The following is a 17,608-nucleotide window of genomic DNA, read 5'->3' as shown; positions in this document are numbered from 1 at the left end:
GCCGATAGCGAAATGAACGGCGGCCGCGCTCTCCCGTCATCATCTCCGGCGCTGCGGCGCTCCCGCCTCCCTATCGGGTAATCCCTCGTTGCCCAAACCCGTCGAATTACTTACAGTGGCGCGCGTTCGCGTAGAGAATCCTCGTTCTTTATGCGAACAGATCGCCGGGCCCGGCGTGGCTCCTGTAATCGAACCGCACCGGGTATGATTCATTGCCTAAGATTCATTGCCTAAGCGCCGCGGTTTTGCCGCGGGCGCGGGCATCGTGCGCCGCTTCTCCGGCGCACGGTCTTAAGAAAAAAAGCTCGTCGTGACGGGCCTTTTCGCAGTCAGGAGACCATCATGAACCGCAGCACCGCTGTGAATGTTCAAACCTTCATCAACGAGCACCCGTTTTCGCCGTTCCAGTGGCTGATCTTTTTCATGTGCTTCATCATCGTCCTGCTGGACGGTTTTGATACGGCCGCGATCGGCTTCATCGCGCCTTCGCTGGTCACCGAATGGGGTATCGACAAACCCGCGCTCGCGCCGGTGCTGAGCGCGGCGCTGTTCGGCCTCGCGTGCGGCGCGCTCGGCTCGGGTCCGATGTCCGACCGCCTCGGGCGCCGCTCGATGCTGCTCGGCTCGGTGCTGGTGTTCGGCGTCGCCTGCCTCGCATCGGCGTTCTCGACCGGCATCGAGCAGTTGACCGTGCTGCGCTTCATCACCGGCGTCGGCCTCGGCGCCGCGATGCCGAACGCCGTCACGATGATGGGCGAGTATTGCCCGGACAAGCGCCGCGCCACTGTCATCAACCTGATGTTCTGCGGCTTTCCGCTCGGCGCCGCGTTCGGCGGCTTCCTCGCCGCGTGGATGATTCCGCACTTCGGCTGGCGCAGCGTGCTGCTGCTCGGCGGCGTCACGCCGCTGCTGCTGTTGGTCCTGCTGCTCGCGAAGATGCCCGAGTCGGTGCGCTACATGGTCGCGAACCAGAAGCCGGTCGAACGGATTCGCGCAGCGCTTGCGCGCATTTCCGGCGACGCGGTGCAGGCGGGCTCGTTCACGATGACCGAAACCGCGCCGCAAACCGGCGGCAAGGGTCTCGGCGTCGTGCTGTCGCGCTCCTACATCGTCGGCTCGGTGATGCTATGGCTCGCGTATTTCATGGGCCTCGTGATCTTCTACGCGTCGATCAACTGGATGCCGATCCTGCTGAAAGACGCCGGCCTCACGCCGCAACGCGCAACGCTGATCTCCGCGCTGTTCCCGCTCGGCGGTGTCGGCGCGGTGGTGTGCGGCGTGCTGATGGACCGCTTCAACGCGAATCGCATCATCGCGGCGTGCTATGCGCTGACCGCCGTCAGCGTGTACTTCATCGGCCAGGCGGCCGGCAATGTGGGCGCGCTCGTGCTCATCGTGTTCATCGCCGGCGTGCTGATGAACACCGCGCAATCGTCGATGCCGGCGCTCGCCGCCGCGTTCTACCCGACCGCGGGCCGCGGCACGGGCGTCGCGTGGATGCTCGGCGTCGGCCGCTTCGGCGGGATCGCGGGCTCGTTCCTCGTGGCCGAACTGACGCGCCGTCACTTCTCGTTCGGCGGCATCTTCGCGACGATCGCGGTGGCGGGTCTGCTGTCATGCATCGCACTGCTGATCAAGCAGGCGGCACGGCCGCAGGCCACGGAAGCGAATGCGCCGAAGGCGGAATCGTTTGGGCATTGAGCTTCCTGCACTGAGCTTCCTGCATTGAGCCGCCCACGATGACGCGGCCCGCTGACGGGCCGATGGCCGGGTGATTTTCGAAGCCGCGCTGCACATTGCAGGGCGGCTTTTTCTTTGGCGGCGCCGCGAATCGAGGCGTGCTCCAAGGCGTGGGCAACGGGTGCGTGACTGCGTTGCCGGTCGACGGGGAAAAAGCACCCCGCCCCGCTTCCCGATACACTACGCGCTTGTTCACCCCATGCGAGCACGGCAACAGCAATCACCGCCGTTGCCGCGCCGCCCGTCTCATCTCAGGATTCCGGTAATGAAACGCGTAGTCGTATCCGCGCTCGTCGCGCTGTGTGTCGCGCAACCGGCCGCCCAGGCCGTCGCGCAGACTGTCAGCGATCAATGTTTTGCGCTCGGCGATATCGCCGGTCAGGTGGCCTCGTGGCGCGCGCACAAAAAGACCAAAGCCCAGGCGCTCGATCAGGCGGCCTACTACTACAAAGACCCCGCCGATCGCGAGGCCGTCAACGCGATCATCGAAAAGATCTACAGTCCCGACGCGCCGCACATGACGCCCGATCAGGCAAGCATGGCGTTCACGTCGGAGTGCGCGAACCGGCGCAAGGGGCAGGCATCGCCCGCGCAGTGATGCCTGCCGCAGTGATGTCTGCGATTCCCTCGCCGCGTTCAGCAACAGGCGCTAACGTTTGCGAAACGCGTCCAGCGACGACAACGCATTGCCGTGGAAGTCGAACAACGTATTGTTGTCCCACTGATCGCCCGCGCCGATTTTCCAGCCGACATTCGGCGTCGGAATCCACTCGGGCTCCCACCAGAACACGCCCTTGCCGTGACCGTCGGGAATCGCCTTCACGATGTCCGTCACCGCGCCGAGGAACTGCGCCTGTCCCGCCGGCGTCTGCGGGAATGTGGAGGTGCCGACGTTGGTCATCGTGTTGGGTTCCGAATCGCCGTCGCTCGTCGTCCACGGATACGCGGTTTCGACCACGATCACGTCCTTGTCGTAGCGTGTCGCGAGATCGTTCGCGTTGTTCTGCAGATCGCTGAACGAACCCTGCCATTGCGGGTAGTAGGACAGGCCGATCACGTCGAACGTGACGCCGCGCTGTGTCGCGCTGTCGAACCACCAGCGGCTCGTCGCGTTGTTGCCGCCGCTATCGATATGCAACATGACCTTGATACGCGGATCGACCGATTTGACCGCATCATGCCCGGCCTTCAGCAGCAACGCGAGATTATCGAGCTGATCGTACTTGCCGAGCGGCCACAGCATGCCGCCGGTGATTTCATTGCCGATCTGCACCCACTCGGGATGCACGCCGTCGTGCTTGAGCATCTTCAACACGTTCGACGTGTACTCGGACAACAGCGCGCAAGTCTCCGTGATGTCCTTGCCCGCCCATGCGTGCGGCGGATACTGCTTGCCCGGATCGGCCCACCAGTCGCTGTAGTGGAAATCGATCAGCACGCGCAAACCCAATGCGGCCGCGCGGCGCGCGAGAATGCGCACGTGCTCGGCATTGTTCCAGCCGGCCGCGGGACTCTGATTGGCCGGGAAATAGTTGGGATTGCCAGGATCATTCCAGACCTTGATACGGATCGAGTCGACGCCATGACTTTTCAGAATCCACAGACAGTCACGCGCTTCGCCATGCTCGTAGAACTTCGCGCCGTTCGCCTCGAGTTCGAGCAAGGTCGACACATCCGCACCCATCGCAAAGCGGTTGGCGCGCGCGGCGGCGTCCTGCGCCGCGCCGTGCTCCGAATCGTGGCCGGTCTGCTGCGCCCCGAAAGCAGGCGCGCCGACCGTCGTGCCGACACCGGCCGCCGCAGCAGCACCGGCGAGCCATCCCAACATTTCTCTTCGGTTCATCCGTCATCCTCCGTCTATTGAATGGCGGCTTTTTTGCGGGCCGCCTGGTCTGGTTTAATGCGTCCGTGATGCGTCCGTGATACGAATTTGCTGCAACCTTCCTGCAAGCTTCTAACGTCGAACTGCGTCTGCTGCTCTCTCCTTCCAACATGCGTGTGAACATGAACACCCTGGCTCAGCGCCTCACGCGTCCTTCCACACGCAAACGTCGCCCGTGTTCAAGCTCGCCTCGCCGAGCACGAACGTCGCGTTGCGCGGCGCGGGCGCCTGCACCGGCTGCGAGCCGAAATTGAACGCGAAGGTCAGGCCGCCGCGCCGCCTGATCCGCAGCCCGTCGGCGAGCAGTTGCGTGTCGATGCCGGCATCGCGCGCGGCCTGCTGCAGGACCGTGCGATGCAGAGCATGCGAAAGCCAGCCCGCCACGTAGCGCACGTTGCCGTGCGTGAGCAGCGCAGGCCACGCATCGTCGAAACGCGCGGCGACGCGTGTTTCGTGATTGGCGCGCACGTGTTCGCGCCAGTGCAGCGCGCCGCCCGCCGTGCCGTCGATCGAAAGTGCAGGCGCCAGCGTGGGCCGCAGCGTTTCGACTTCGAGCACCTGGATCGGCAGCACACGCTGCAACGCGCCGGGAGGCAAATTGCCCGGAATCGCGAAGTCGCCGGTCTTCGAACCGCTGCGCGGGCCGAAGACCCACTGCGCGCGGCTGCGCTCGATCTGCTCGACAAGCGCGTCGTCGATCACCGCGAGGCTCGGCACGACGATCAGTTGGTAGGCCGAAAGATCGGCGCGGCTCGATACGATATCGACGTCGAGCCCGAGTTCACGCAGCGCCTCGTAGTAGTCGAACGCGAGCGTCTGATAATCGAAGCTCTTGCCGTGCCGCTGAATCTCGAACATCCACTGCGTTTCGTAATCGAACACGAGTGCGGTGTTGGCTCGCGCGGGCGCGGCGAGCGTCGACAGCGCCGCGCTGCCGGCGATCTCGCGCGCCGCCTGCTGTACTTCGAGACCACCCGGCGACAGCTCGTTGTTCGGCAGATTGAGCCCGGAGTGCATCTGCTCCTGCGCATACGGGCACTGGCGCCAGCGGAAATACGACACCAGTTCCGCGCCGTGCGCGAACGCCTCGTACGCCCACAGCCGCACCATGCCCCGCGCGGGCACGGGATTCCACGGCGCCCAGTTGACCGGCCCGGCCTGCTGCTCCATCACCCAGAAGCGCCCGCCGCCAATCGCGCGATAGCGATCGTGATCGAATGCGGACACATCGGGATGGCCGGTGCGCGCGAAACGCGCCTTCTGCTCTTCCGGCAGCGCGATCGATTCGGTGCGCGCAATCGGATAGCTGTCCCACGACGCGACATCGATCGCCTTGTCAGCGGCGAAACGGTAATGATCGAAGGTCGTGAAAAAGCCCATGAAGTTGTGCAGCAGATCCGCCTTCGGCGCGTACTCGCGCAGCACGTCGATCTGCTCGCGGTGAAAGCTCGCCACTTCGTCGGACATGAAGCGGCGGAAGTCGAGCAGATGAATCGGATTGGCGTCGGTCGGCGTGAGGTTCGGCAAGCCGATCGCTTCGAACGACGAATACTCCATGCTCCAGAACACATTGCCCCACGCGTCGTTGAGCGCGTCGACAGTTTCGTAGCGCTGTTGCAGCCACGCGTGAAAGCGCTGCAAAGCCGCGGCCGAATAGCTCGGCACCGTGTCGTGGCAACCGAGTTCGTTATCGGTCTGCCATCCGACGACGCACGGATGGCGCCCGTAACGCGTCGCCATCGCGGTGACGATGCGCACGCATTCGCGCCGGTACGTGTCGCTCGAAATGTCGTAATGACGGCGCGAGCCGAAATTCCAGCGCGTGCCGTCGGCGCGCACCGGCAACACGTCGGGATGCGCGTCGACGAGCCACTTCGGCGGCGACGCGCTCGGCGTGCCGAGCACGATTTTCAGGCCCGCATTCGCGAGCGTTTCAACCGCTTCGTCGAGCCATTGCCATGCGAATTCGCCGGCACGCGGCTCCATGCGGCTCCACGCGAATTCGGCGATTCGCACGTGGGTGATGCCGAGTTCGGCCATACGCCGCGCGTCGTCGGCCCACATTGCGCGCGGCCATTGTTCCGGGTAGTAGCAGACACCAAGTTGCATGTGAAAGTCTCGTTGTGAGTTGACGTCGAGCCGTGGTTGGGTCGTGGCTTCCGCCGTTATTCAGGTCGCCGTTTCAGGCGCGATTCCCGCCGCCCTTTATCCCTTGCTTGCTCCGAAAGTGAGCCCGGCCACGAAGTGCCGCTGCATCGCGAAGAACATCAGCACCGAAGGCAGCGCGGCCAGCACCGAGCCCGCCGCGACGAGATTCCACGCGGTCGTCCATTGCCCCTTGAGCGCGGCGACGCCCACGGTGATCGGCGCGGCATCGTCGCCCTGCGTGAGGCACAGCGCCCAGAAATAGTCGTTCCACACGAAGGTGAACACGAGGATGCCGAGCGCGGCGAGCGCCGGGCGAATCAGCGGCAGCACGATACGCAGATAGACGGTCCATTCGCTCGCCCCTTCGACGCGCGCCGCCTCGATCATCTCGAACGGCAACTGTTTGATGAAGTTGCGCAGGAACAGCGTGCAAAAACCGGTCTGGAACGACACGTGAAAAATCACGAGCGCCCACACGGTATTGAAAAGCCCGACCTTCAGCGCCATGTCGCGCACCGGAATCATCAGGATCTGGATCGGCACGAAATTGCCGGCGACGAACGCAAACAGCACGGCCGTATTGCCGGGAAAGCGGTAAGTCGCCAGCGCGAAACCGGCCATCGACGCCAGCACGATCGCGCCGATCACCGAAGGCACCGTAATCAGCACGCTGTTGGCGAAGTAATGCAGCATCGGCGTCTGCGTGAGCGCCGTGCCGTAGTTCTCCAGGAATGCGAAGTGCTTGGGCCAGGTCCAGTAATCGCCCCGCGAAAGCTCGTCCGACGAGCGGATCGACGTGACGAGCACCGCCAGCATCGGCAGTAGCCAGATCACGAGCGCGAGCGGCAGCGATGCTTTATAGAGCGCTCGATTGAGCGGTTTCCAGCGTTCAACGGGAAGCGGGTACATGAGGGATCACTCCTCGAAAGCGACGAACCAGGCAGAGAAACAAGCCACAAAAAAGAAACCGCGAAACAGGTTGCAAATCAGGCGGCGAAATCAGCGTTCCTCGCGCAGCATGCGGCGCAGGTGGAACACGATGTAGACGAGCATGATCGCGAACAGCACGACGGCAATCGCCGCGGAATAGCCTTCGCGGTAGTACTTGATGGCCTGGTCGTACATGTAGTAAGCGAGCACGGTGGAGCTATCGAACGGTCCGCCCGCGCTCATCACCGCGATCAGGTCGAAGCTGCGCAGCGCGCCGATCACGGTCAGCACGATCGCCATGAACGTGGCGGGCCGCAATTGCGGCAGGATCACGTGCCACAGCAGGCGCAGCCCTTGTGCGCCTTCCATGCGCGCGGCTTCGACGACCTCGGGGTTGATGCCGGTGAGCCCGGTCAGATAGAGCACCATGCAGAACGGCGTTTGCGGCCAGAGCGCGGCGAAGATGATGCCGAACGTGACCGTGTGCGGATCGCCGAGCACCGGAATGCCGCGACCGACGATCAGGCGCAGCAGGCCGAACGTCGGATCGTAGAACCAGCTGAACACGAGACCGACCACGACGCCGGACAGCACGAACGGCGCGAAGAACAGCGACTTCACGACGCGCATGCCGCGCACGTGCTGGTTCAGATACAGCGCGAACAGCAGACCGAGCGGCGGCGCCAGCAGAAACAGCACAAGCCAGATCAGGTTGTTCTTCAGCGCCGTGTAGAACGTGTCGGACTGGAACAGCTCGACGTAATTGGCGAGACCCACGAAGGCCTTGGGCGTCATGCCGTCCCAGTTATAGAAGCTCAGCGAAATGCTGCTGATGATCGGGTAGATCACGCACAGCGTGAACAACGCGCAACCCGGCAACAGAAAGAAAAACGCGGCGCGGTGCTGATGACGGCGCGTCGTCGAGACGCGACGGTGCGGGGCCGCGGGCAGGCGGCGCGCTGCGGTATCGGACATGGATCGGGCCTCGTGAAAAATCGAAGGCGAAAATAAGGCGGAAATCGAACGCGAACCCACGCGCGGAAATCATGCGCGAAGATCGCACGCGAAGGTCACACGCAGAAGCCGGCCGCGGCTGCGCGGCCGGCGCGGCGGGACTTACTTCTGGTAGATGCGCTTGCGCGTCGCTTCGAGATGAGCGAGCACGGTATCGAGCTGCGACGGATCGTTATAGAACTGCTGCATGGCCTTCATGCCTTCGTCGGCCATTTCCTTCTGCATGTCGCGATCGTAGAACTGCGCGATGCCGCCCTTCGTGTTCGCGAGCGTCTGGAAACCGACCTTCGAAATCGCGTCGTCAGGCTCGGCCGCCTGGCTGTTCGACGGCAACTGCCCCCAGCCCTTCGCGAGTTCGGCGTTGATCTTCGGCGTCTCCATGAACGCGAGCAGCTTGCGCGCGTCGGCCTTGTTCTTCGCCTTCGCCGGAATCAGCAGCACGTTGACCGGACCGTCCTCGGCCATCGGCACGTTCGCGTCGATCACCGGGAAGCGGAAAAAGCCGATCTGATCCTTGATCGACGGCGGGAAGCTCGCCGAGAAGAACGTGCCCATCAGCATCATCCCAGCCTTGCCGTTCACGAGAAACGGTGCGATCGAATCGAGATCGTAGGAGAGCGCGTTGTCGATATAGACGTGATTGTCGAGCAGCGTTTTCCATGTCGTGAAGACCTTCTTCACGCGCGGGTCGGTGTACGGAATCTCTCCCGCCATCAGCTTCTGGTGAAACTCGTTGCCGTTGATGCGCAGATCGAGGTAGTCGAACCACGCGGCAAGCGTCCAGCTATCGCGCGCGGCCACTGCGATCGGCGCAACGCCGATTGCCTTGAGCTTGTTCGTCGCTGCGATGAATTCATCCCACGTTTTCGGCTCGCTCTTGATGCCGGCCTTCTCGAACAGATCCTTGCGATAGAAGAAGCCGTACGCGTCATAACCGAGCGGCGCCGCGTACTGCTTGCCCTTGTACGTGGACGCTTCCTTGACCGACGCGTACTGCTGCGACCAGCCGTTCTTCGCCCAGTCCGAACTCAGGTCTTCCAGCAGACCGCGTTGCGCGTAATAGGCCATGCGTTCGCCGTCATGCCACGACACGACGTCGGGCGGATCGGTGGCGAGCCAGCCGCCCATCTGCACCTTGTACGCTTCCTCGGTGATGTACGTCACTTTCAGATCGATGTCGGGATTGGCTTTCTTGAACTGGTCGAACGCATCCTGCCAGGTCGAGCGCTGATTACCGCGCGCCGATACGTTGACGTTGAGCGTAGCGGCATCGACCGCGGCACTGCCGAGCGCGCTGGCCACCAATGCGGCGGCTATCGACACCTGTGCAAAACGGCGAAGGCGAAGAGCAATCATCCTGTGTCTCCTTGTCTACCTTGTTGACCGGCTGCGCATCGCGCACCGGGATGTAACCCGCTCTGTGGCGGAATTCGTCATGACGGGCCCGCGTCGCGGAGTCCGTCATGAATGATCGATCAGGCGGTTGCGCGTTCGGCCTCGAACGCGCAACGCCGCAATGCGAGTCCCTGGTCATCGAACAGATGGCACGCGGCGGACGGCACGTGAACGCGAATGCGCTCGCCCGCGCCGAGCGGCGTATCGCCGGGCGCTTTCGCGATCAGCGTGCCGCCTGCGTAGTCCGCGTGGATATAGCTGTGCTCGCCGAGCCGCTCCGACAAAACCGTCGCGCACTGAATGGATTGCTCATCGCCGTCGAGCCGCAGATGCTCGGGCCGCACGCCGAGCGTGACGCGCTGGCCGCGCTGCAAACGCTCGCCGTCGACATGCGCGACGAGCTTCTCGCCATGCGCGGCGCCGTCCGCCGCAAGTGCAACTGTCACGCGGCCGGGCTCGATCGACTCGACTGTGACGTCGATGAAATTCATGCGCGGCGAGCCGATAAAACCCGCGACGAAGCGCGACTTCGGATGGTGATACAACTCGAGCGGCGCGCCCGTCTGCGCGATGCTGCCGAAGCGATCGGCGTCCGCGCCCGCATGCAGCAGTACGATGCGATCGGCAAGCGTCATCGCCTCGACCTGGTCGTGCGTCACGTAGACGACGCTCGCGTTCGCAAAGCGCTGATGCAGACGCGCGATCTCGACGCGGGTCTGGCCGCGCAGCGCGGCGTCGAGATTCGACAGCGGTTCGTCGAACAGGAACACACCGGGCTCGCGCACGATCGCGCGGCCGATCGCGACGCGCTGGCGTTGCCCGCCCGACAGCGCTTTCGGATGACGTTCGAGCAGGCTCTCGAGTTGCAGAATCCGCGCGGCCTCGCGCACCTTGCGCTCGATCACGTCCTTGGGCTGCTTCGCGAGCTTCAGCCCGAACGCCATGTTGTCGAACACGGTCATGTGCGGAAACAGCGCATAGCTCTGAAACACCATCGCGACGCCGCGCTCGGCGGCCGGCACGTCGTTGACGAGCCGCCCGCCGATATGCAGCTCTCCAGCAGTGAGGTCTTCGAGACCGGCGATCATGCGCAGCAGCGTGGACTTGCCGCAACCCGAGGGGCCGAGAAACACGCAGAACTCATGCTGCGCGATCTCCAGATTCACGCTCCGGATCACCGGCGGATGATCGCCGTAGGCCTTGTGAACTTCAGTCAAACGAATCGTTGCCATACTGTCCCCACCCTGATTTAATCGCTTAAATTTTTCTCGAAAATAAATGACCAGCCCTTGTGTGCTGGCCATTTAATCGCTTAAATTCTAGTTCGACGAAAAAAGTCATGGTAGGTGTCTCCGCAATATTTTTGAGAAAGTTAGCAATGTCGCGGGATGTTTGCAACATTTGAATTGCACTCCCCAAATATGGGATAAACCGAACATGGTTACGCTGTCCGAAGTCGCGAAGCGCGCGCACGTTACTGCCGCCACCGTCTCCAACGTGCTGCGCAATCGCGAGAAAGTCCGCCCTGAGACAGCCGAGCGCGTGCTGCAGGCCATCGCCGATCTCGGCTACCGGCCCAATCTGAACGCACGGGCACTCGCCGAGGGCCGTTCGTCGACGCTCGCGCTGATGCTCTCGAACATTTCGAACCCGTTCTACCCGGAGTTCGTGCTGGCCGCCGAGCGCGCCGCGCGCAAGAGCGGCCACTTCCTGATGGTCTGCAATACCGACGACGACGCCGAAATCGGCCGCGCGTATCTGAACCAGATTGCCGGCACGCTCGCCGACGGCGTGCTCGTGATGAACACGGACATCACGATCAACGATCTGTGCGCGTCGGCAACGCATAGCGCGCCGATCCTGCTCGCGATGTGGGAGCACCCCGAGTCGCCGCCCGCGCTGCCGTGCATCGCGGTCGATTTCGCGCGCGCGGGCGAGCTTGCCGCGCAGCATCTGCTCGAACTCGGTCACCGCGAAATTGGCCTGCTGATCGGCGACGGCTGCGGCGGTCTGCAAGACGCGCGCTCGAACGGCTTTCGCGCGGCGATGCGCGCGGCCGGCATCGAAGCCGATGCGGCCGCGGTGCTGCAGATCCGCGATTCGATCGACGCGGGCTACGCCGCCTGCATGCAGTTGATGGCGAACCGGCCGCAACTCACCGCGATCTTCGCGACCAACGACCTGCTCGCGATCGGCGCGGTGCAGGCGTTGATTACGCTCGGCCGCTCGGTGCCCGGCGACGTGTCGGTGATCGGCATCACCGACATCCAGCTCGCGCATCAGGTGCACCCTGCCCTCACGACGGTCGCGATTCAGACGGCGGCGGTCGCGGAGTTGTCGATCGAAAGTCTGATCCGCTTGATCCAGCGCCCGGAGCGGCAGCCGTCGATGGTGCTCGGGCCGCCGCCGGAACTCGTCGTGCGTGCGTCGACGGGAGTGTGTAAAAAGCGCTGAAGCGTTTGCGCGAGACGTCTAGCTCACACGCTCCTGCGCCATGCGCGTGACGATGTCGAAGGCCTTCTGCGTGGCGCCGACATCGGCCTTGCCCTGCCCGTGAATATCGAAGGCGGTGCCGTGCGCCGGCGTCGCGATCGGCACGGGCAAGCCGCCATGCACGGTCACGCCGCGCCAGAAGCCCATCAGCTTCATCGCGATCTGGCCTTGGTCGTGGTACATCGTGACCACGCCGTCGAACGCTTTCTGGTCGCGCGCGCGCACGAAGATCGTGTCGGCGGGAAACGGCCCCTGCGCATCGTAGCCGAGCTTGCGCGCCGCTTCGACGGCCGGCGCGATCACGTCGATCTCTTCACGGCCGAACGCGCCGTTGTCGCCGTTGTGCGGATTGAACCCGCACACCGCGATACGCGGCTGCGCATGTCCCGCGCGCGCGAGGCCATCGTGAATCAGCCGCACCGCGCCGACGATCCGCTCCTCGGAGAGCTTCGCGCTCACGTCCTTGAGCGCCATATGCGAGGTCACGCGCGAAGTCCACAGTTCGTCGAGCACGTTGAACTCGCAGAAACTGCCCGTATAGCCGAGCTGCCGCGCGAACCACTCCATCTCGTCGCCGGTTTCCATGCCGGCCATATGCAGCGAGGTCTTGTTGACCGGCGCGAACAGCATGCCTTGCGTGACGTTGCTCTGCGTGAGCGCGAGCGCCTGCCTGAAGGCGGCCAGGCTGTAGCGGCCGCCGGGTTCGGTCGCGACGGCGCGCTCGAAAGGCTGATCGCCGGGCAGACGGAAGTCGATCAGCGAGGGCACGCCCGCGTGCCCGAATGCGGTCTGCGCATTCTCGACCACGTCGTATTCGAAACGCTGACCCGCGATCTTCATGCCGGTTTCCAGCTCGCGCCGGTCGCCGATGATCAGCAGATCCGCGCGCGCCCGGTTCGCCTCCTGCGCGAGCAGACGCGCGATCAGCTCGGGGCCGATGCCGGCGGGGTCGCCAAGAAGTACTGCAATGCGTGGCTTCATATGCCTGTCCTGTTGAGAGTGCCGATTGGCAACGGGCGCCCGTTTATTCGACGATGTTGAAATCGGCGAGATGCTTGTCGCTCAAGGTGATGCCGAGACCGGGCAGCTCGTCCGACAGTTGCAGATAGCCGTTCTCCGGTTGCGGCTCGCCTTCGAAGATGTAGTAGAACAGTTCGTTGCCCACTTCCACGTCGAACACCGGGAAAAATTCGGACATCGGGCTCGCGGTGCTTGCCATCGTCAGATGATAGTTGTGCATCTGGCCCGCGTGCGGAATCACCGGCACCGACCACGCTTCGGCCATCGCGTTGATCTTGCGCGCCGCCGTGATGCCGCCCACGCGGTTCGTGTCGTACTGGATCACGTCGAGCGCGCGGCGCTCCAGCAGATCCTTGAAGCCGTAGCTCGTGAACTCGTGCTCGCCGCCGGACACCGGCATCAGGTTCATCTTCTTCAGTTCCTGATAGCCTTCGACGTCGTCGCCGATCACCGGCTCCTCGATCCAGCGCGGGTTGAATTCGGCAAGACGCGGCAGCATACGGCGCGCGTATTCGAGCGTCCAGCCCATATAGCATTCGAGCATGATATCGACCTCGTCGCCCACCAGCTCGCGCAATAGCCGTACCTGCTCGAGGTTTTTCGCCATGCCTTGCGGGCCGTCTTTCGGACCATAGCCGAAGCGCATTTTCATCGCGGTGAAGCCCGCATCGAGATAACCCTGCGCTTCGCCGAGGAAGGCGTCGCGATCGTCGTTGTTATAGAGCTTCGACGCGTAGCACCAGATCTTTTCTTTCGTGCGCCCGCCGAGCAGCTTGAATACCGGCTTCTTCACGGCCTTGCCCATGATGTCCCACAGCGCGATATCGACTGCGGAGATCGCCGCCATGCCGATGCCTTTGCGGCCCCATGCGAGCGTGCGGCGATACATCTTCTGCCAGATGTACTCGTTGTCGAACGGATCTTCGCCGATCGCAATCGGCGCGAGGTATTCGTCGATGATCTGCTTGGCGATGCGCGGCGCGAGCGCGCAATTGCCGATACCCACCGTGCCGTCGTCGCATTCCACTTCGACGACGAGCCAGCCGTGAAAGCGGAACGAACCCATCGCATCGCCGCGCTCGTAAAGAATGTCGACTGCGTTGGTGCAGAAGTGCGATTGCGGCGGCACGACCTTGCCTTTCCATTCGAAAACACGCGTGCGGATATGCTTGATTTTCATGTTCAACGATTCCTCGAGAGAATTCCGTGAGAGAGTCAGTGGCCCGTGCGTTCGCCGAGCCCACCAGTGCCATGGGAGGTAGAAGTGGAAGCAGAAGCGGATACGGATACGCGCGGCTCGAAGCGGAACATGAGCAGCAGCAATGCGCCGATCAGGCCGACCACCGCGAGCGAAAACATGCCGGCTTGCGGCCAGCCGGTGAAATGCTCCGCCAGCCCCTTGAGATTGGGCGCGACGAAACCGCCGAGATTGCCGATCGAATTGATGAGCGCAATGCCGCCCGCTGCCGCGGCGCCGCCAAGATAGCCGGTGGGCAGCGTCCAGAACAGCGGCTGCACGCAGACGAAACCGATCGCGGCAATACAGAACGCGGCAATCGCCAGCACGACCGACGAGGTCAGCGCGGACGCGCCAATGCCGAGCGCGGCGAGCGTAAGCATCGCCGCGGCCCATGTGCGGTGATGGCCGTGGTGGTCAGCGATGCGCGTGATGCAGAACGTGCCCGCAATCGCCGCGATCCACGGAATCGCGGTCAGCAGTCCCACCTCGACGCCCACGTGGCCGCCGCTCGCGAGCCCCGCGATGCGTGTGGGCAGATAGAACACGACGCCGTACACGCTCATCTGCACCGCGAAGTAGATCACCGCGCAGAACAGCACGCGTGCATCACCCAGCGCCGCGAGCACCGAAGCCGGGCCGTGCGCGAGCTTCTGCCGGTCTTCATGGCGCAATGCGTCGTCGAGCGCTTCGCGCTGGGCGGCGTCGAGCCAGTTCGCCTGCGCGGGCCAGTCGGTCAGATAGAAGTACGCGACGACACCCACCACGGACGCGGCGATCCCCTCGACGATAAAGAGCCACTGCCACGGATGCATCCCGAACGGATTGCCCGCATCGAGCAGCAGCCCCGAGACCGGACTGCCGAGCAGCAGCGCGAGCGGAAAGCCGAAATAGAACATGCCCATGGTTTGCGAGCGCGTCTTCGCCGGAAACCAGTTGGACAGGAACAGGATGATGCCGGGGAAGAAACCCGCCTCGGCAATGCCGAGCAGTGTGCGCAGCACGTAAAAGCTCGTCGCGTCGTGAACGAGTGCCGTGCAGGCGGACACGATTCCCCACGTGACCATGATGCGGCTCATCCAGACACGCGCACCGAAACGGTACATCAGCAGATTGCTCGGCACCTCGAACACCGCGTAGCCGACGAAGAAAATGCCCGCGCCGAACGCGAAGGCCGCGTCGCTCAAACCGGTATCGGCTTGCAGCACGTTCTTTGCAAAGCCGACGTTCGCGCGATCGATAAACGCGAGCACGTACATCAGGATCAGAAAGGGCAGCAGTCTCGCGCGGGCTTTGGCAATCGCGCTGTCGAGCACGGGGCTCGCGGTCATCGTCATGCATCGTCTCCAGTTTTTTGTGCACGACGGGCATTGCGATTGCCGTCGTGCGATAACCGCTAGTGTGCGAAACTATCCGATAACTGACCACTGAATAATTCGAATCAGCCGATTCGTTAAAGTTATCGCTCACCATGATCCCGTCCGCCGCTACGATCCGCAAACGCTTGCGCCTGCGTCATTTGCAACTGATGGTCGCGCTGTCAGAAATGGAGTCGCTGCGGCGCGCCGCCGACGAACTCGCGATGACCCAGCCCGCCGCGACCAAGGCCTTGCAGGAACTCGAGGACACGCTCGGCGTGTCGCTGTTCGTGCGCCACGCGCGCGGCATGGAGCCGACGATCTTCGGCGAGGCCGTGATGCGTTACGCGCGTGTGGTGTTCGAAGATCTCGACGAGCTGCGCGAGGAGCTGGCCGGCATCGAGGCCGGCGACATCGGCAAGGTGCGGATCGGCGCGGTGATGGCGCCGTCGCCCGAATTGCTCACGCAGACCATCGTCAAGCTGAAGGACGCGCACCCGCGCCTGCAGATGACGGTGACGATCGACACGAGCGACGTGCTCGTGCAATCGCTGCAGCAGGACCAGCTCGATATCGTGATCGGGCGCATTCCCGATGGTTTTCCGGCGCTCGATCTGAGCTTCGAGACGCTGGCGGAAGAGGCGCTTTCTATCGTCGTGCGCCCCGATCATCCCGCTGCGCGATCGGCAACGCGTCCGAAGCTCGCGGACCTTGCGCGTTATCCGTGGATCATCCAGCCGCATCCGAGCCCGATGCGCCAGGTGATCGACCAGACCTTCCGCGAGTCGCGCGTCGCGCCGCCCGTGAGCACGGTCGAGACCTCGTCGATTCTGACCACGCTGTCCCTGCTGCGCGATTCGGACATGCTTGCGGTGCTGCCGAGTTCGGTCGCGCAGTACTACGTCGCGCTCGATGCGATTGCCGCCATTGCGACACCGCTGCGCGGACGGCTCGCACCGTATGGGCTGATTCTGCGCCGGAACCGGCGTATTACGCCGGCCATGCAGCTGGTTATCGATTCGATTCGCGCGGGGTGAGGTTTTCAGCGAACCTGAGTTCGTCGCTCGAGGAAATATCCGCTTGAGCATTCGCCGTGTCGAGCGGAATATCCGGGCGCATGAAGAACGTCGCGACGATACCCACGGCGAGCAAAGCAAGCGAGCCCGCGAACGGCAGCGTCCAGCTACCGGTGCGATCCACCACGAGGCCGAATACGATCGGCGTAAAAATCCCCGCTATCGCCGAGCCCGCGTTGACGAGTCCGCTCGCGACGCCGACGTGTTGCGGCGTGATGTCCATCGGCACGGCCCAGATCGGCCCGATCGTCATTTCGAGGAAGAAGAACGACAGGCTCATGCACGCGGCCATCACCGGCAACGACTTCACGATCATCACCGGCGCGAGGAACACGAGCGCGCCGAGAAACGCGCCGATTATCACGTTGCGCCGCGCCGCGACGACATTGCGCGTGCGCTTGAGCACGCGGTCGCTGAGCACGCCGCCCGCGGTATTGCCGACCACGCCGGACAGAAACACGCCCGCCGAGAACATCGCCGAGCTTTTCAGATCGAGCCCGCGCCCATGCATGAAGAACGTCGGCAGCCATGTGAAGAAAAGCCAGCCCGTCCAGCCATAGCAGAAATACACGAGCATCGTCGGGCCGATGCGTTTGAGAAGACGCCGCCACGGTGTCGGCTCGCGCGTCGCTTCAACGTCGGTTTTGCGCGCCGGCGGCAATTGCGCTTCTTCCTGTGCCGTCATATGCCGATGCTTGCGCGGGTCGTCGATGAAATACCATGCGTAGACCAGAACCCACACGAACGTCAGCGCGCCGACCGCGAAAAACGATACGCGCCACGACGAATACGCGACCAGCAATGCGATCAGCGGCGGCGTGATCGCGTTGCCGAGCCGCGAGAATGAATGCGTGAGCCCTTGCACGAAGCCGCGCTTGTGGGCGGGAAACCAGTTGGTCAGTGCTCGCGCCTGAGCGGGCAGCGCGGCGCCTTCTCCAATGCCGAGCAACAGGCGCGCACCAAATAGCGAAACGAGGCCGCCCGCGAGACCGGTTGCAACCGTCGCGACGATCCAGATACTTGCGCAGGTCACGAGCGTGAGCTTCGCGCCGAACCGGTCGCTGACCCAACCGCCGATCACCTGGCACAGCGTATAGGTGTACGCGAATGCGGCGAACACGAGGCCGACGTTGGTATTGCTCAGATGCAGATCGTCGCGAATCAGCCCGGCCGCCGCCGACAGGTTGACGCGGTCGAGATACATGATGAACGACATCGCGCACATGAGCGCGAGAACCGCCCGGCTGACCTTGGGTCGATTGAGCATCGTCTCCTCCGGATTTTCGCGTGGGCGCCTGCGGTTAGGTCCGCCGAG

14 protein-coding genes are annotated in these 17,608 nt (G+C 63.6%); 4 read left to right on the top strand and 10 right to left on the bottom strand.

Going from position 1 to position 17,608, the window contains the following annotated elements; genetic code table 11:
* Positions 1 to 342 precede the first annotated feature (342 nt).
* Both B9Z01_RS29435 and B9Z01_RS29430 read left to right on the top strand, forming a co-directional pair.
* Positions 343 to 1,701, top strand: coding sequence for an MFS transporter (locus tag B9Z01_RS29435; RefSeq protein WP_085489078.1), 1,359 nt, complete (start codon positions 343 to 345; stop codon positions 1,699 to 1,701).
* A gap of 304 nt (positions 1,702 to 2,005) precedes the next feature.
* Positions 2,006 to 2,338 carry a hypothetical protein gene (locus B9Z01_RS29430; RefSeq protein WP_085489077.1) on the top strand — a complete coding sequence of 111 codons (333 nt, stop codon included), beginning with the start codon at positions 2,006 to 2,008 and terminating at the stop codon, positions 2,336 to 2,338.
* 51 nt (positions 2,339 to 2,389) lie between these two features.
* Here B9Z01_RS29430 and B9Z01_RS29425 read toward each other — a convergent pair whose 3' ends face one another.
* From B9Z01_RS29425 to B9Z01_RS29400, 6 genes are all read right to left on the bottom strand, one after another.
* The gene (locus B9Z01_RS29425; RefSeq protein ID WP_085489076.1) at positions 2,390 to 3,583 is read right to left on the bottom strand and encodes a glycoside hydrolase family 53 protein; all 1,194 of its coding nucleotides are present in this window, start codon (positions 3,581 to 3,583) and stop codon (positions 2,390 to 2,392) included.
* A gap of 183 nt (positions 3,584 to 3,766) precedes the next feature.
* On the bottom strand, positions 3,767 to 5,731 hold the full coding sequence (locus B9Z01_RS29420; protein ID WP_085489075.1) for a beta-galactosidase: 1,965 nt from the start codon (positions 5,729 to 5,731) through the stop codon (positions 3,767 to 3,769).
* Positions 5,732 to 5,827: 96 nt separating this feature from the next.
* A complete protein-coding gene (locus B9Z01_RS29415; protein WP_085489074.1) occupies positions 5,828 to 6,679 on the bottom strand; it encodes a carbohydrate ABC transporter permease in 852 nt (283 codons plus the stop codon).
* 90 nt (positions 6,680 to 6,769) lie between these two features.
* The gene (locus B9Z01_RS29410; RefSeq protein ID WP_085489073.1) at positions 6,770 to 7,675 is read right to left on the bottom strand and encodes a carbohydrate ABC transporter permease; all 906 of its coding nucleotides are present in this window, start codon (positions 7,673 to 7,675) and stop codon (positions 6,770 to 6,772) included.
* 141 nt (positions 7,676 to 7,816) lie between these two features.
* Positions 7,817 to 9,070 carry an ABC transporter substrate-binding protein gene (locus B9Z01_RS29405; protein WP_085489072.1) on the bottom strand — a complete coding sequence of 418 codons (1,254 nt, stop codon included), beginning with the start codon at positions 9,068 to 9,070 and terminating at the stop codon, positions 7,817 to 7,819.
* A 119-nt stretch (positions 9,071 to 9,189) separates the two neighbouring features.
* Complete coding sequence (locus tag B9Z01_RS29400) at positions 9,190 to 10,341, bottom strand: ABC transporter ATP-binding protein (protein WP_085489071.1); 1,152 nt, start codon at positions 10,339 to 10,341, stop codon at positions 9,190 to 9,192.
* A 205-nt stretch (positions 10,342 to 10,546) separates the two neighbouring features.
* Between B9Z01_RS29400 and B9Z01_RS29395 the strand changes: the two genes are divergently transcribed.
* The gene (locus B9Z01_RS29395; protein ID WP_085489070.1) at positions 10,547 to 11,563 is read left to right on the top strand and encodes a LacI family DNA-binding transcriptional regulator; all 1,017 of its coding nucleotides are present in this window, start codon (positions 10,547 to 10,549) and stop codon (positions 11,561 to 11,563) included.
* 18 nt (positions 11,564 to 11,581) lie between these two features.
* Here the strand turns inward: B9Z01_RS29395 and B9Z01_RS29390 are convergent, their stop codons facing one another.
* Genes B9Z01_RS29390 through B9Z01_RS29380 form a run of 3 tightly spaced genes read right to left on the bottom strand, consistent with a single transcriptional unit; the run spans position 11,582 to position 15,196 of the window.
* Positions 11,582 to 12,583, bottom strand: a complete 1,002-nt coding sequence (locus tag B9Z01_RS29390; RefSeq protein ID WP_085489069.1) for a 4-hydroxythreonine-4-phosphate dehydrogenase PdxA — start codon at positions 12,581 to 12,583, stop codon at positions 11,582 to 11,584.
* Positions 12,584 to 12,626: 43 nt separating this feature from the next.
* The gene (locus B9Z01_RS29385; RefSeq protein WP_085489068.1) at positions 12,627 to 13,802 is read right to left on the bottom strand and encodes an L-rhamnonate dehydratase; all 1,176 of its coding nucleotides are present in this window, start codon (positions 13,800 to 13,802) and stop codon (positions 12,627 to 12,629) included.
* 35 nt (positions 13,803 to 13,837) lie between these two features.
* The gene (locus B9Z01_RS29380; protein ID WP_085489067.1) at positions 13,838 to 15,196 is read right to left on the bottom strand and encodes an MFS transporter; all 1,359 of its coding nucleotides are present in this window, start codon (positions 15,194 to 15,196) and stop codon (positions 13,838 to 13,840) included.
* 134 nt (positions 15,197 to 15,330) lie between these two features.
* On the opposite strand from B9Z01_RS29380, the gene B9Z01_RS29375 reads away from it, so the two are divergent.
* Complete coding sequence (locus B9Z01_RS29375; RefSeq protein WP_085489066.1) at positions 15,331 to 16,254, top strand: LysR family transcriptional regulator; 924 nt, start codon at positions 15,331 to 15,333, stop codon at positions 16,252 to 16,254.
* Here B9Z01_RS29375 and B9Z01_RS29370 read toward each other — a convergent pair.
* Positions 16,229 to 17,560 (bottom strand): MFS transporter, encoded by a 1,332-nt coding sequence (locus B9Z01_RS29370; RefSeq protein ID WP_085489065.1) that lies wholly within the window; start codon positions 17,558 to 17,560, stop codon positions 16,229 to 16,231. The genes B9Z01_RS29375 and B9Z01_RS29370 overlap by 26 nt on opposite strands.
* Positions 17,561 to 17,608 lie beyond the last annotated feature (48 nt).

The sequence above is a fragment of the Paraburkholderia susongensis genome, assembly GCF_900177725.1.
Taxonomy (GTDB): Bacteria; Pseudomonadota; Gammaproteobacteria; order Burkholderiales; family Burkholderiaceae; genus Paraburkholderia; species Paraburkholderia susongensis.
The sequence above is the reverse complement of the archived record's forward strand: the minus strand, read 5'-3'. Positions and strand labels throughout refer to the sequence as shown.

Excerpts from the sequence above, each read along its gene's own strand:
- B9Z01_RS29420 (WP_085489075.1), bottom strand. The coding sequence starts at position 5,731 with ATGCAACTTGGTGTCTGCTACTACCCGGAACAATGGCCGCGCGCAATG.
- B9Z01_RS29380 (WP_085489067.1), bottom strand. The coding sequence starts at position 15,196 with ATGACGATGACCGCGAGCCCCGTGCTCGACAGCGCGATTGCCAAAGCC.
- B9Z01_RS29425 (WP_085489076.1), bottom strand. The coding sequence starts at position 3,583 with ATGAACCGAAGAGAAATGTTGGGATGGCTCGCCGGTGCTGCTGCGGCG.
- B9Z01_RS29395 (WP_085489070.1), top strand. The coding sequence starts at position 10,547 with ATGGTTACGCTGTCCGAAGTCGCGAAGCGCGCGCACGTTACTGCCGCC.
- B9Z01_RS29390 (WP_085489069.1), bottom strand. The coding sequence starts at position 12,583 with ATGAAGCCACGCATTGCAGTACTTCTTGGCGACCCCGCCGGCATCGGC.
- B9Z01_RS29385 (WP_085489068.1), bottom strand. The coding sequence starts at position 13,802 with ATGAAAATCAAGCATATCCGCACGCGTGTTTTCGAATGGAAAGGCAAG.
- B9Z01_RS29400 (WP_085489071.1), bottom strand. The coding sequence starts at position 10,341 with ATGGCAACGATTCGTTTGACTGAAGTTCACAAGGCCTACGGCGATCAT.
- B9Z01_RS29435 (WP_085489078.1), top strand. The coding sequence starts at position 343 with ATGAACCGCAGCACCGCTGTGAATGTTCAAACCTTCATCAACGAGCAC.
- B9Z01_RS29375 (WP_085489066.1), top strand. The coding sequence starts at position 15,331 with ATGATCCCGTCCGCCGCTACGATCCGCAAACGCTTGCGCCTGCGTCAT.
- B9Z01_RS29370 (WP_085489065.1), bottom strand. The coding sequence starts at position 17,560 with ATGCTCAATCGACCCAAGGTCAGCCGGGCGGTTCTCGCGCTCATGTGC.
- B9Z01_RS29410 (WP_085489073.1), bottom strand. The coding sequence starts at position 7,675 with ATGTCCGATACCGCAGCGCGCCGCCTGCCCGCGGCCCCGCACCGTCGC.
- B9Z01_RS29430 (WP_085489077.1), top strand. The coding sequence starts at position 2,006 with ATGAAACGCGTAGTCGTATCCGCGCTCGTCGCGCTGTGTGTCGCGCAA.
- B9Z01_RS29415 (WP_085489074.1), bottom strand. The coding sequence starts at position 6,679 with ATGTACCCGCTTCCCGTTGAACGCTGGAAACCGCTCAATCGAGCGCTC.
- B9Z01_RS29405 (WP_085489072.1), bottom strand. The coding sequence starts at position 9,070 with ATGATTGCTCTTCGCCTTCGCCGTTTTGCACAGGTGTCGATAGCCGCC.